Annotated in this window: 13 protein-coding genes; 7 read left to right on the top strand and 6 right to left on the bottom strand. The window is 69.2% G+C overall.

Translation table 11 applies throughout. The features are described from left to right. Positions 1-38: 38 nt before the first annotated feature. The 6 genes from gyrB to dnaA form a co-directional block, all read right to left on the bottom strand. Positions 39-1997: a DNA topoisomerase (ATP-hydrolyzing) subunit B gene (gene gyrB, locus ABD419_RS02315; protein ID WP_344481232.1), complete on the bottom strand. Its 1959-nt coding sequence runs from the start codon at positions 1995-1997 to the stop codon at positions 39-41. Positions 1998-2290: 293 nt separating this feature from the next. Next, a complete protein-coding gene (locus ABD419_RS02310) occupies positions 2291-2749 on the bottom strand; it encodes a DciA family protein (protein WP_344481229.1) in 459 nt (152 codons plus the stop codon). Next, positions 2739-3875 (bottom strand): DNA replication/repair protein RecF, encoded by a 1137-nt coding sequence (gene recF, locus ABD419_RS02305; RefSeq protein WP_344481227.1) that lies wholly within the window; start codon positions 3873-3875, stop codon positions 2739-2741. The genes ABD419_RS02310 and recF overlap by 11 nt, the downstream gene beginning before the upstream one ends. Positions 3876-4002: 127 nt before the next feature. Continuing rightward, entirely contained in the window at positions 4003-4923 is a 921-nt protein-coding gene (gene gnd / locus ABD419_RS02300) for a phosphogluconate dehydrogenase (NAD(+)-dependent, decarboxylating) (protein WP_344481471.1), read from the bottom strand. 22 nt (positions 4924-4945) lie between these two features. Next, positions 4946-6094, bottom strand: coding sequence for a DNA polymerase III subunit beta (dnaN, locus tag ABD419_RS02295; protein WP_344481224.1), 1149 nt, complete (start codon positions 6092-6094; stop codon positions 4946-4948). Between the two features lie 392 nt (positions 6095-6486). After that, entirely contained in the window at positions 6487-8307 is a 1821-nt protein-coding gene (gene dnaA, locus ABD419_RS02290) for a chromosomal replication initiator protein DnaA (protein WP_344481222.1), read from the bottom strand. A gap of 607 nt (positions 8308-8914) precedes the next feature. Between dnaA and rpmH the strand changes: the two genes are divergently transcribed. The 7 genes from rpmH (at position 8915) to ABD419_RS02255 (ending at position 13831) form a co-directional block, all read left to right on the top strand. After that, positions 8915-9052 (top strand): 50S ribosomal protein L34, encoded by a 138-nt coding sequence (rpmH, locus tag ABD419_RS02285; RefSeq protein ID WP_091053947.1) that lies wholly within the window; start codon positions 8915-8917, stop codon positions 9050-9052. Positions 9053-9127: 75 nt separating this feature from the next. Then, positions 9128-9538 carry a ribonuclease P protein component gene (gene rnpA / locus ABD419_RS02280; protein WP_344481469.1) on the top strand — a complete coding sequence of 137 codons (411 nt, stop codon included), beginning with the start codon at positions 9128-9130 and terminating at the stop codon, positions 9536-9538. 149 nt (positions 9539-9687) lie between these two features. Further along, positions 9688-9942: a membrane protein insertion efficiency factor YidD gene (gene yidD / locus ABD419_RS02275; protein WP_425555884.1), complete on the top strand. Its 255-nt coding sequence runs from the start codon at positions 9688-9690 to the stop codon at positions 9940-9942. Then, positions 9942-11048 (top strand): membrane protein insertase YidC, encoded by a 1107-nt coding sequence (yidC, locus tag ABD419_RS02270; protein ID WP_344481220.1) that lies wholly within the window; start codon positions 9942-9944, stop codon positions 11046-11048. Before yidD ends, yidC begins: the two co-directional genes overlap by 1 nt. Before the next feature lie 90 nt (positions 11049-11138). Next, positions 11139-11636: a Jag family protein gene (locus tag ABD419_RS02265; RefSeq protein ID WP_344481217.1), complete on the top strand. Its 498-nt coding sequence runs from the start codon at positions 11139-11141 to the stop codon at positions 11634-11636. Positions 11637-11654: 18 nt separating this feature from the next. Then, positions 11655-12335, top strand: coding sequence for a 16S rRNA (guanine(527)-N(7))-methyltransferase RsmG (gene rsmG, locus ABD419_RS02260; protein ID WP_344481214.1), 681 nt, complete (start codon positions 11655-11657; stop codon positions 12333-12335). A 467-nt stretch (positions 12336-12802) separates the two neighbouring features. Next, entirely contained in the window at positions 12803-13831 is a 1029-nt protein-coding gene (locus ABD419_RS02255) for a ParA family protein (RefSeq protein ID WP_344481212.1), read from the top strand. Position 13832 lies beyond the last annotated feature (1 nt).

Below are 13832 nucleotides of genomic sequence, written 5' to 3'. Positions count from 1 at the left end.
CCTTGCTGTGTCAGACGAAGTCGTGTCGGGCCGGAGCCTCAGATGTCCAGGAAACGGACGTCCTTGGCGTTCTCCTGGATGAATCGGCGGCGGCTCTCCACGTCCTCACCCATCAGGACGCTGAAGAGCTCGTCGGCGGTTGCCGCGTCGTCGAGCTGAACCTGGAGGAGGTTGCGCTGCGAGGGGTCCATGGTCGTCTCCCACAGCTCGGTGTAGTTCATCTCACCGAGGCCCTTGTACCGCTGGACGCCGTCGGAGCGGCGCGGGTCGGCCTTGCCGGAGGCGACGCCCGCCTCGATGATCCGGTCGCGCTCGGCGTCGGAGTACGCGTAGTCGACCAGGTCGCCCTTCTTGTTCCACTTGATCTTGTACAGCGGCGGCTGGCTCATGTACACGTGGCCGAGCTCGACGAGCGGGCGCATGAACCGGAACAGGAGCGTCAGCAGCAGCGTGTTGATGTGGTGGCCGTCGACGTCGGCGTCCGACATCAGGATGACCTTGTGGTAGCGGAGCTTCTCGGCGTCGAACTCCTCGTGGATGCCGGTGCCGAGGGCGGTGATCATGCCCTGGACCTCGTTGTTCTTGAGGATCTTGTCGAGGCGGGCCTTCTCCACGTTGAGGATCTTGCCGCGGATGGGCATGATCGCCTGCGTGCGGGGGTTGCGGCCCTGCTTGGCGGAGCCGCCGGCCGAGTCGCCCTCGACGACGAAGATCTCGCACTCCTCCGGGTTCGTCGACTGGCAGTCGGCGAGCTTGCCGGGCATGGACGAGGACTCCAGGAGGCTCTTGCGGCGCGCGAGCTTGCGGGCCTGCTGCGCGGCCTTGCGGGCGTTCGCCGCGCTGGAGGCCTTCTGGATGATGATCCGGGCCTCCTTGGGGTGGCGGTCGAGCCAGTCGGGGAGGTGCTCGTTGCAGACCTTCTGCACGAAGCTCTTGACCTCGGTGTTGCCCAGCTTCGCCTTGGTCTGGCCCTCGAACTGCGGCTCGCGCAGCTTGACGGAGATGATCGCCGCGAGCCCTTCGCGGATGTCCTCGCCGGAGAGGCGGTCCTTCTCGGACTTGATGATCTTCTTCTCGAGCCCGTACTTGTTGATCGTGTTCGTGAGCGCCGACCGGAAGCCCTCTTCGTGGGTGCCGCCGTCGTGGGTGTTGATGCCGTTCGCGAACGTGTAGACCGACTCGCCGTAGGACTCGTTCCACTGCATCGCGATCTCGAGGGTCTGCTCCGGCTCCTGCGCGGAGAAGGCGACCACGGACTGGTGGACCGGGGACTTCGAGGCGTTGAGGTGGCGCACGAAGTCGGCGATGCCCTCGTCGTACTTGAAGAGGACCTCGCGGACGCGGCCCTCTTCGTCGAGGTGGTCGGGGCGCTCGTCGCGCAGGTTGATCGCCAGGCCGCCGTTGAGGAACGCCATCTCCTGGAGGCGGCGGTAGACGGTCTTGTAGTCGAACTCGAGGGTCTCGAAGACGTCGGGGTCGGGCCAGAACGTGAGGATCGTGCCGGTGGTGTCGGCGGCCTCGCCCTGCTCCAGGGGCCCGGGCTGGGCGTTCTTGTAGTCCTGGCGCCACACGCGCCCGTCGCGGCGGATCTCGACCGAGACCTTCGTCGACAGGGCGTTGACGACCGAGACGCCGACGCCGTGGAGGCCGCCGGAGACGGCGTAGGTCTGGGAGTCGAACTTGCCGCCGGCGTGGAGGACCGTGAGGGCCACCTCGACGCCGGGCTTGCCGAGCTTGGGGTGGATGTCGACCGGGAAGCCGCGGCCGTTGTCCTGGACGCGGACGCCGCCGTCGTCGGTCAGGGTCACCGTGATGTCGGTGCAGAATCCCGCCAGCGACTCGTCGACCGAGTTGTCGACGACCTCCCAGATGAGGTGGTGCAGGCCGCGCTCGCCGGTCGAGCCGATGTACATGCCCGGGCGCTTCCTGACGGCCTCGAGGCCTTCGAGGACCTGCAGCGAACTGGCGCTGTACTCGTCCTGCTGCTTCGCCGCCACCGGCAACTCCTTCTGTCGTTCACGCGTCGTAGTGAAAAGCTAGTCCATGGTTGTGACACTTTTCAGCCGTCTGGACTCGGCCCTGCCGGATTGTCTGGTCCGGATCGCCGGGCGCGGGCCCCGCCTCGGGGGCCGGCCACGGCGACGGCCGGACGCGGGGCGCCGGCCGGACTTCACTCGTCAAGTCTACTGCGGCCCGGCTTGCAGTTCGGTGTCTGTGCGCCTCGTTGTCGTCACAGTCGCGCCGGGAGCCGCGGACATGAACCCCCCTACGGACCTAGGGGTGTCCGGCTTCAGAACGTGTCACGAGAGCCATTAAACCGCACTCGCCTGGGACCGTAGGAGCGAGTCGGCTGCTTGGGGCCGACGATCTTGAGGCGCTTGACCACGCTCGGGCCGAGGGCCGCGGCGAGCTTGCCGTGGATCTGGCGCGAGAACAGCCGCAGCTGGGTGGCCCAGGCGGTGGACTCGGCGACGACGATGAGCTCGCCGTTCTCGAGTTGCTCGGGCCGGCAGTGGCTCGCGATGTCGGCGCCGACGATGGCCTCCCAGCGGCCGAACACGGAGGCGTCGGCCACTTTCCGGGTCCAGCCGTTCTTGCGGACGATCTGCGGCAGGAGCGCGCCGAGGGTCTCGGGGTCGCGCTTGTCGGGCCCGGGCCCGGACCACTCCTTGCGGAAGCGCGGGTCGTCGGCCTTGCCGCGCCGCCGCGGGCGCGGCCGGTAGTCGAATCCGCCGGTGCTAGAGGACACGCTTGACCTCGCCTTCCCACACGTCGTAGCGGGCGCCGGTGAGCCGGTCGGGCACGTCGCCGGCCACGGCGCAGGTGATGAGCGTCTGCGGGGCGGCCTCGGCGTACTCGGCGAGGCGCTCGCGCCGCGTGGCGTCGAGCTCGGCGAACACGTCGTCGAGGATGAGGATCGGGGCGGTGCCCTCGGCGCGGAGGAGCTCGAAGGCGCCGAGGCGGAGCGAGAGCGCCACCGACCAGGTCTCGCCGTGGGAGGCGTAGCCCTTGACGGGCAGGTCGCCGAGGACGAGGTCGAGGTCGTCGCGGTGGGGCCCGACGAGGGTCGAGCCGCGCTCGACCTCCTTGGCGCGGGCGGCGGCGAGCGCGGCGGCGAGGCGGGCCTCGAGCACGTCCTGCTCGGCGGTGAGGCCGTCGCCGAGTTCGGACTCGTACGTGAGCGCCACTTCGGCGCGGCCGTCGGCGATGCGCGAGTGGGCCTTGGCGACGGGTTCGGCGAGGTCGTCGAGGAGGGCGAGGCGGCCGGCCATGAGTTCGGCGCCGTGGGCGGCGAGGTGCGCGTCCCAGGCGTCGAGGGTGGCCATCTCGGCGCCGCCGGGGCCGCGGCCGCCGGTCTTCTTCGCGAGGTACGCGGTGCGCAGGAGGGTGTTGCGCTGCTTGAGGACCCGCTCGTAGTCGGCGCGGACGCCCGCGTAGCGCGGGTACCGGGCGCACAGGAGCTCGTCGAGGTAGCGGCGGCGGGTGGCGGGCTCGCCGCGCACGAGCGCGAGGTCCTCGGGGGCGAACGCGATGGCCTTGAGGGCGCCGATGAGCTCGCGCGGGCGCTTGAGGTCGGTGCGGTTGAGGCGGGCCTTGTTCGACTTGCCGGGGACGATCGCCAGCTCGGCGAGGAGGCGCCGGGACTCGTGGACGATCTCGGCCCGGACGACGGCCTGCTCGCAGCCCTGGCGGACCAGGGGCGCGTCGGAGGAGACGCGGTGGGAGCGGAGGTTGGCCAGGTAGACCAGGGACTCGACCAGGTTGGTCTTGCCGTGTCCGTTGGGGCCCACCAGGATCGAGGGCCCCTCGTCGAACAGTACTTGGGCGTGCGCGTAGGACCTGAAGTCCGTCAATTGCAGCTGTCGTACACGCACGCCTCTATGATGCCGTCTCGATCCGGGGCGCTGCTTGCGAGCCCCGGCAAATGTTCAGTCCGACTTCACGTGGTGTCGAGACTTCGTCCCGCCACCAGCCGCTTCGCGGCGCGTGCCCGCCACTGCGCTACTCGGATTTGACGGCGTGGCCGCCGAATTGGTTGCGCAGCGCCGCGACGGCCTTCATCGCGGGGGAGTCCTCCTGGCGGGACGTGAAGCGGGCGAACAGCGACTCGGTGATCGCCGGGAGCGGGACGCGCAGGCGGATGCCCTCGTCCACGGTCCAGCGGCCTTCGCCGGAGTCCTCGACGTAGCCCTTGACCTTCGACAGCTCCGGGTCGGCCGTCAGCGCCCGGTCCATGAGGTCGAGCAGCCAGGAGCGGATCACGGTGCCCTCGCGCCAGGACTTGAAGATCTCCGGCACGTTGTCGACGTACTCGGAGGCCTCGAGCAGCTCGTAGCCCTCGGCGTACGCCTGCATCATGGCGTACTCGATGCCGTTGTGGACCATCTTCGCGTAGTGGCCGGCGCCGACGCCGCCGGCGTGGACGAAGCCGAACTCGCCCTCGGGCTTGAGCGCGTCGAAGACGGGCTGGAGCCGGGCCACGTCGGCCTCGGCGCCACCGACCATGAGCGCGTAGCCCTCGGTGAGGCCCCACACGCCGCCGGACACGCCCGCGTCGATGTAGCCGATGCCGTGCGCGGCCAGCGCGGCGGCGTTGACGCCGTCGTCGGTGAAGCGGGAGTTGCCGCCGTCGACGACGATGTCGCCCTCGGCGAGCAGCCCGCCGAGTTCGGCGACGGTGGACCGGGTGGCCTCGCCCGCGGGGACCATGACCCACACGGCCCGCGGGGCCTCCAGGGCCTCGACGAGCTCCGCGAGGGAGCCGACGTCGGCGACGTCCGGGTTGCGGTCGTAGCCGACGACCTGGTGTCCAGCCTTTTCGAGCCGCAACTTCATGTTGCCGCCCATCTTGCCGAGCCCGATCATGCCGAGTTGCATGTCGCGCCCCCTTTCACACGAAAGCGTTCGCGGTGTTCGCGCCAGGGTCGATCACGTCGTTGTGCGGTCAGGCGTCCCAACGCAATGGTTGCAGCATGTACAGGTACACGTCGTGGTGTGTGTCGGAATCCTCATCTTCGGGCGCGGGCTGGCCGGTCATGACGACGGGCTTGCCCAGCTCGTTCATCTTGAACGCGGTGTAGGGCGCGTCGACGGCGGCGAGGCCGTCGAGGAGGTACGTCGGGTTGAACGCGATCTTGCCGGGCTCGCCGTCGAGGGCGCAGTCCATGGCCTCGGAGGCCTTGGCGTCCTCGGCGCCGCCGGCTTCGACGACGAGGCCGTCCTCGTCGAAGGAGAGTCGGATCGGCGAGTTGCGGTCGCCGACGAGGGCGACGCGGCGGGCGACCTCGATGAGTTCGGAGGTCTTGACCTTCAGGGTGGTCGCGTAGGAGGTCGCCAGGAGGCTGCGGAGCGGCGGCAGCTGGCCGTCGAGGACCCGCGAGGTGGTCTGGCGGCCGCCGGCGGTGAAGCCGATCATGCCGGGGGCGCCCTCGGTGCCGGCGGGGACCGCAATGGTCACCGGGCCGGAGAGGGAGCCGAAGGTGCGGGCGGTGTCGGCGAGGGCCTTGGCGGGCACCAGGACCGTGACGGCGACGTCGGAGGCGCCGGGCTCCCAGGCGGAGTCGCGGATGGCCATGCGGTACCGGTCGGTGGCGAGCATGCCGATGCCGCCGCCGGAGAGCTCCAGCTGGACGCCGGTCATGGTCGGCAGGGTCTCGTCCTTGCCGGCGGCGACGGCGGTCTGGGCCACGGCCTTCGCGAACTCCTCGGCGTCGATCGTGCCGATCGCCTCGGGCATCTGCGGCAGCGAGGGGTAGTCCTCCAGGGGCATGGTCGGCAGGGTGAAGCGCGCCGACCCGCAGGTGAGTTCGGCGTGGGGGCCGTCGACGACGAAGTCGACGGGCTTGTTGGGGAGGGCCTTGACGATCTCGGCGAGGAGCTTCCCGGAGACCAGCGCGGTCCCGGCGGACTCGCCGGTGACCTCCACGGTGACCCGGGTGGAGATCTCGTAGTCGAAGCCGGAGATGGTCAGGGTGCCCTCGTCGACCGACAGGCGCGCGCCTGCGAGGACGGGCACCGACGGGCGGGCCGGGAGGCTCTTCGCGGTCCAGGAGACCGCGTCGGCGAAGGTGTCTCGTTCGACTTGGAACTTCATGGGTCGCTCCTTCTGGATGAAGCTCGGTTGTTCACAGCGCTATTACTAATGGTTTCTCTTTATATATAACTGTCGTCGTAGTAGTCGGTGCTGTGGAAACTGTGGAAAACCCGTCTTCTCGCAGCTAGTCCCGGCTACGGGCCTGTGGACGGCCTGTGGAGAACCTGTGGATGAATCAGGAGCTTATCCACAGCCTCCGACACCCGCCGAGTTTTCCACATTCCATCCACAGGGTTGTCCACAGCTTTTCCACAGGTTATGCACAGGGTTCTCCACAGCCGCAACACGAAACGGAATCGCGCTCGCGCCTGTTTTCCACACGCTGTCCACAGGTTGTCCACAGATTCCGGGGCTTTTCCACAGCTTTTCCACAACCTTGTCCACAACCCCGTTCATTCGTTGGTGTGTTTCAAACGGTTGGTCAATTCCGCGATCTGGTTGTAGAGCGCCCGGCGCTCCGCCATCTGCTTCCGGATCTTCTTGTTCGCGTGCATCACGGTGGTGTGGTCGCGGCCGCCGAACGCCTGCCCGATCCGCGGCAGCGACATGTCGGTCAGCTCCCGGCACAGGTACATGGCGACCTGGCGGGCGTTCACGAGGATGCGCGAGCGCGAGTTCCCCTTGAGGTCGGCCGAGGCCACTCCGAAGTAGTCGGCGGTCGCCTGCATGATCTGGTCGACGGTGATCTCGGCGGTGTTGCCGCCCTCGGGGATGAAGTCGTGCAGCACCTCCTCGGCCAGGCCCAGGTCCACCGGCTTCTTGTTCAGGCTCGCGTACGCGGTGACGCGGATGAGCGCGCCCTCGAGCTCGCGGATGGAGTGGTGGATCTGCGTGGCGATGAACTCGACCGCGTCGGTGGGGACGTTCAGCTCGTCCTGCACGGCCTTCTTGCGCAGGATCGCGATGCGCGTCTCCAGGTCCGGCGGCTGGATGTCCGCCAGGAGGCCCCACTCGAAGCGGGTCCGCAGCCGGTCCTCCAGGGTCTGGAGCTGCTTCGGCGAGCGGTCGGAGGAGATCACCAGCTGCTTGTTGGCGTTGTGGAGCGCGTTGAAGGTGTGGAAGAACTCCTCCTGCGTGCGCTCGCGGTCCATGAGGAACTGGATGTCGTCGATGAGGAGGATGTCGACATCCCGGTAGCGGCGCTGGAACGCCTGCTGGCGGCGGTCCGACAGCGAGTTGATGAAGTCGTTCGTGAACTCCTCCGTCGTCACGTACCTGACGGAGTGGGCCGTGCCCAGGTCGTGCGCGTAGTGGCCGACCGCGTGGAGGAGGTGCGTCTTGCCGAGCCCGGAGCCGCCGTAGATGAACAGCGGGTTGTACGCCTTCGCGGGGGCCTCGGCGACGGCGAACGCGGCCGCGTGCGCGAACCGGTTGGACGAGCCGATGACGAACGTGTCGAAGTTGTAGCGCGGGTTGAGGCGGCCGACGCCGTCGACGGCCTTCGCGGGCGCCGCCTGGTGGGCCTTGGTGATGTGGCCGCGCCGCTCGGGGTCGGGGTCGTCGGACGGCGGGGGCGCGACGGCCGGGCCGCCGCCGTTGTCCTTGTGCCCGTCCGCGCGGCGCGCGGCGGTCTCGGACAGGACCCGCTCCAGTTCCGCGCCGTCGGCCGGGGCGTCGGGCGCCGGGGGTTCGGCGGGCGGGGCCTCCCAGCGGGGCGCCTCCGCCTGGGCGGGGCGGGCCGGCTGGTGCGGGATGGCCGCGGGGCGCTCGGGTTCGACGTCGGGCGCGCGCTCGGCCGGCCGGGCCTCGGGGGCCTCCCCGGGCCGGAACGCCGCGGTGTCGAACAGGCTCGGCGGGTTCTGCGCCGGGACGGGCCCGCGCGGCTTCGGCGGCTCCGGGTCCTCGAAGCGGGGCCGCTCGAACACGATGGTCGCGTCCCCAGGGTGGTCGTCCACCGGCGTGCCGTTCACCGGCGGCGCCTCCGGGGCCGGACCGGGGTCGGCCTGCTTCTCCTGCAAGGTGACCGCGATCTGCGTCGGCTGGCCCAGATACCGGGAGAGGGCCTCGCTGATCGGCACGCGGAGCTTCGACTCGAACGCCGACCGGGCGAACTTGTCCGGGGCGGCGACGATGAACGTGCCCGGCATCGACAGCACGGGCTGCGACAGCCGCATCCACGCCGCCTGCTGACGGGTGAGCGAGGACGCCTCAGCCAGCTCGGCGCTCACCGCCGACCAGACTGCCGACAGATCTCGGTCGGTCACGTTCGCCATCCCTTTGTGCTCGTCATCTGTCCCCGAACGGACGGTTTCGCGAAGTTCGGAGGCCGCAACCGGTAGGCTCCGATGCAGGCGATCCGCACTGCCGCACCAGGTTCCCCAGGTACCGCCCGCAGCGCGTTCCAGCAAGTTTTCCACAGGTTATCCACAGGCCTTCAGCTGCCCTGTGCACATGCGCCGCTTGTGACAATGTTTCCTGAATCACGGTCATGACCTGCTATTTCTCGTGAGACTCCCGACAATGCCGTTCCGGCGCCGTGAAACCCGCCCACGATTCGGACGAAGTTATCCACAGGCAGCTCGCAGCGGTCGCACCAGCTCGGAACACCCCGGACCGGACCCGCCCCGGGCCCTCCCGGAAGGACGGACGCGCCCGCGCCGCGCCGCCGCCCCCGGGTTGGCGACCGCCCCGCAGCGGCGAGTAACATGAGGTGGTTGCCCGTCGACCCAGAGGGGCATGCCACACCCGCCGTCCGCGGCTGGGGCCGCCGATGAAAGCCCTGCTAGGCTGTTCTCCGCGTCCCCGTAGCCCCGATCCGGGGCTGGGCCCCGAGAGGGCCTGGCGCAGTGGCAATTTGATTCGTAATGGGAGACATCCGTCGTGAGCAAGCGCACCTACCAGCCGAACAACCGCCGTCGCAAGCGCACCCACGGCTTCCGGCTGCGCATGCGCACCCGCGCCGGCCGCGCCATCGTCAACGCGCGCCGCAACAAGGGTCGCAAGCAGCTGACCGTCTGAGCGCTTGCCTCCGGACCCCTGCGCGAGGCGGGCCAAGGCCCGCCCGCGGGGGCTCCCGATGAGGACGTGATCCAGGTGCTACCAGCCGACGCGCGCATCCGCTCTAGCCGGGACTTCGGTGCCGCGCTCAAGCGCGGCCGCCGCGCCGCCCGCGGCGGCGTCGTCGTGCACTGGGCACCCGAGCGCACAGCAGCAGACCAGACCGCACCGTCCGAAGCCGTCGCGAACCGCACGGCGCGGGCGGGTTTCGTCGTATCCAAGGCCGTCGGCAACGCCGTCGTCCGCAACAAGGTCAAGCGCCGCCTCCGCCACGCCGCCGCCGCCGAGCTGCCGCACTGGCCCGCCGGGACCGACGTCGTCGTCCGGGCCACCCCCAAGGCCGCCGAGCGCGACTTCCACGAACTCCACCGCGACCTGGCCGAGGCCGTCAAGGCCGCCCGCAGCGCCAAGAGCGGCCGCCCCCGCGAGCAGCGGAGCCGGCCATGACGGTCCCCGCAGTGGGACCCGCGCCGCTCGGCCGCCCGCACGAGGCTCCCGCGCACCCCCACCGCCACCCCGGCCCGGACCCGGCGTCCCGCGTTTGTTCGCCAGGAGCGAAACCCGTTGAACGAGAGGCGAGGTCGGCGCTGGTCCGAGTGGTCGGTGCCCCCGTCGTCGCGTACCGTCGTTGGATAAGCCCGGTCCTGCCGGCCCGCTGCCGCTTCTACCCCAGTTGCAGCGCATATACCCTTGAGGCGCTGTCCGAGCACGGCGCCGTCCGTGGCATATGGTTGAGCCTGCGAAGGCTGGGACGGTGCCACCCCTTTCATCCCGGGGGTTTCGACCCCGTACCCCCACGGAGTGAGCACGAGATGAATTCGAAGAGCGAGATGACTGGAGTCCGCAAGTGATGGAGTGGGCCTACGACGGCGTGTCCTGGGTGCTGCTGCGGTGGCACGATCTCTGGTCCAACGTCTTCCACGGGAACCAGGCGCTGGCGACCGACTGGGCCTGGGTCCTCGCCATCGTCGGCGTGGTCATCACGCTCCGCATCATCCTCTTCCCGCTGTTCGTCAAGCAGATCCAGTCCCAGCGGGCGATGCAGAAGCTCGCCCCTGAGATCAAGGCGCTCCAGGAGCGCTACAAGGGCGACCGCGAGACGCTCCAGAAAGAGATGATGGAGCTGTATCGGAAGGAGAAGGCCAACCCGCTCATGGGCTGCCTTCCCATCCTGATCCAGATGCCGGTCTTCCTGGCGCTGTTCCACGTCCTGCGCCGGCCCGACCCGGACCAGACCATGTACCACACGCTGTACGGCTGGACCGAGACCAACTGGGACACGTACGTCGACGCCAAGCTCTTCGGCGCGCCGTTCTGGAGCACCTTCCTGACCCCGGCCGACCAGCTCGCCAAGGTCGACGCGTCGGCCCTCGACGTGAAGCTCGTCGCCGGCGTCCTCGGCGCGGCCATGATCCTGACGACCTTCCTCACCACCCGCCAGATGATCCTCAAGACCGGCTGGAACGAGGACCCGAACCAGCGGATGATCCAGAAGGTGATGCTCTACGGCATCCCCGTCATCATGATCTTCTCCGCGGGCGCGTTCCCGATCGGCGTGGTCATCTACTGGACCGTCAACAACCTGTTCTCGCTGGGCCAGCAGCAGTTCGTGCTGCACAAGTACCCGCCGCCCGCGCAGAACTCCGCGACCGCGAAGCCGCCGAAGCCCGGCACCAAGGCCCACGAGAAGATGCTCGAGGAGCAGCGCGAGGCCGAGCAGCGCCGCAAGGACCTGGCCCCCAAGCCGGGCAAGCGGCCCAAGCCGGCCGCCGCCGCGGACACCCCGAAGCCGGACGCGAACCCGGGGGTGAACGGCGCCGCCGTCAACGGCTCCAACGGTTCCGGCCCGGCCAAGAGCGGCCCCGGCGCGGGCAGGAACCTCTCCCGGGCCGAGCGCATCGCGCGGGCGAAGAAGGTCAGCGGCGCGCAGCAGGCCTCCAAGAAGAAAAAAGGCTAGGGGGACGATCCGGGGCGGCGCAGGCGCCTCCGGATCAGCCACAATGGTGCAAACTAGGCTTATAACGAGCGATAGGACGAGTTGGCAATTATGGGAGCAACGGTGCGGGAGGACGAGGTGGCCTCCGAAGACGACCTCTTCGAGCAGAGCGAAGTGGCGGCCGACTACATGGAAGGCCTGCTCGACATTCTCGACATCGACGGGGACATCGACGAACTCGTCGTCGGCGACCGCCCCCAGGTCGAGATCGTCGGGGAGGAGCTCGGCGGTCTCGTCGGGCCCAAAGGCCAGACCCTCGAAGCCCTCCAGGAGCTGTGCCGCCTCGCGGTGTACCGCAAGACCGGTGACCACTCGCGCCTGATGCTCGACATCGGGGGCTACCGCGCCGGGCGCCGCAAGAAGCTCGCCGAGCTGGCCGAGAAGACCGCGAAGCGCGTCATCGAGACCGCGAGCGTCGTGAAGCTGGACCCGATGAGCGCCTTCGAGCGGAAGTGCGTCCACGACGTCATCAACGCCACCGACGGTGTGCAGAGCGAGTCCGAGGGCGCCGAGCCGCGCCGCCGGGTCGTCGTGAAGCCCGCCGAGTAGGGCACGGAGCACATACGAATGAGCGAAGAGCCGGAAGGCTCTGAACCCGCCGAGGCCAATGTTTCACGTGAAACATTGGCCTCTGTGTTCGGAGCGGACGAGCGGATCGTCATGGCGGAGCGGTACGTGGCGCTCCTGTCGACCATGGGCATCGAGCGCGGCATCATCGGCCCGCGCGAGGTGCCGCGGCTGTGGGGGCGGCACGTGCTCAGCAGCGCGGTCGTGGAGGAGCTGATCCCGCACGAGTCCGACGTCATCGACGTCGGGTCCGGCGGGGGCCTCCCGGGGGTCCCGCTGGCCATCGCGCGACCGGACATCCTGGTGACGTTGGTGGAGCCGATGCAGCGCCGTGTGGACTTCCTCGACGAGGTCGTCGGCGCCCTCGACATCCGGAACGTGGAGATCCTGCGGGCGCGGGCCGAGGAGGTGGACCCGAAGGGGAAGTCCGACATCGTGGTCTCGCGCGCCGTCGCGCCCTTGGGGAAGCTGGCGGCCTGGTGCCTGCCGCTGGCTCGCGTCGGCGGCGTCATGCTCGCGGTCAAGGGGCAGAGTGCGGCCGAGGAGATCGAGCGCGACGCGAAGGCGGTCCGCAAGCTCGGCGGGGGTCCGGCGGGGATCACGATCTGCGGCGAATCGAAGTTGAGTGAGCCCGTGTTCCCGGTCCCGGCAACGGTAGTGACGATCGAGCGGGTCCGGTAGCCCACCGGGCCAGGGCGTCCGGAAAATTCATCAAGCGAATACCGAAGCGCTGCAACGAGTGCCGCGATGAACAGTTCATCGCGGCACTTCGTATTCGGCGATGCGCGCCCCGACCGGATAACCTATCCCGAGTAAGTTACTCCGAGCAGGGCGATGTTTCACGTGAAACATTCGGCCCGTAGTCTGTGGCGGTGAACGTGCGCGACCCCCTTCCCCCCGAAGATCGTGAACACAGCTCCCTTGGCGGCGATACCCCGGCTGAACGGCGTATCCGAAACCTCCTTGATGCGGCCGTGAGCGAGGAGGCGCCGCCTTCACGCCGCCACCGCTATCGAGAAACCTCCCCCGAATCGGGTGGCGCAGCCCCGGCGTTCGGCCAGACTGGGTCAGAATCGGGTGCGAGGCGTACCGGTGCGGGCGCCGGCACGGCGGAGCAGTCGTCTGACGGCGGCGAACGGGGGGACGGGATGGCGAGATCCACATCGCGCGGCAGGGCCGGGCGGCACTTGGCGCCGGATGCGGCGCAGGAGAAGAACGGGCGCAAGCCCGTCGCGAAAGCGGTGCCGCAGCAGTCGGCGTCCTTGCAGAAGGACCAGCCGTTCGACGACGATCTCCCGCTGGCGCGCGAAGCGCAGCGCGCCGTCCGGGTGCTGAACCCGTCGGGCTCGGTGACGATGCCCCGGCCGACCCGCCGCCGCGTCATCGCCGTCGCCAACCAGAAGGGCGGCGTCGGCAAGACCACGAGCACGGTGAACCTGGCGGTCGCTTTGGCGCTGCACGGGAACCGCGTCATGGTCGTCGACCTCGACCCGCAGGGGAACGCCTCGACGGGCCTGGGCGTCGAGCACGGCGCCGGCACGCCGAGCGTGTACGAGGCGCTCGTGGAAGGCATGTCGCTCGACGAGATCGCGATCCCGGTCGACGGCATCCCCTCGCTCTACTGCATCCCGGCGACGATCGACCTCGCCGGCGCCGAGGTCGAACTCGTCAACGTGGTCGCCCGCGAAGGGCGCCTGGAGAAGAGCATCGCCACCTACAGCGGCGAGCTCGACTACATCTTCATCGACTGCCCGCCGTCCCTGGGCCTCCTCACGGTCAACGCGCTCGTCGCCGCCGAGGAGGTGCTGATCCCGATCCAGTGCGAGTACTACGCGCTCGAAGGACTCGGGCAGCTGCTGCGGAACATCGAGCTCATAAAGGCGCACCTGAACGCGCGCCTGCGGGTCTCGACGATCCTGCTCACCATGTACGACAAGCGGACCAAGCTCGCCGACCAGGTGGAGCAGGAAGTGCGCGGGCACTTCAGCGAGATCGTGCTCGACGCGGTGGTCCCGCGGAGCGTCCGCGTCTCCGAGGCGCCCGGCTACGGGCAGTCGATCATGACCTACGACCCCGGCTCGCGGGGTGCGGCGAGCTATTTCGAAGCGGCCGAGGAGATCGCCCTGCGGGGCGCCAAACTCTCGCGCCGCGGGAAGAACCAGAAGGGCGGGAACTAGT

This window comes from Glycomyces endophyticus (assembly GCF_039531525.1).
GTDB lineage: Bacteria > Actinomycetota > Actinomycetes > Mycobacteriales > Micromonosporaceae > Glycomyces > Glycomyces endophyticus.
The sequence above is the reverse complement of the archived record's forward strand: the minus strand, read 5'-3'. Positions and strand labels throughout refer to the sequence as shown.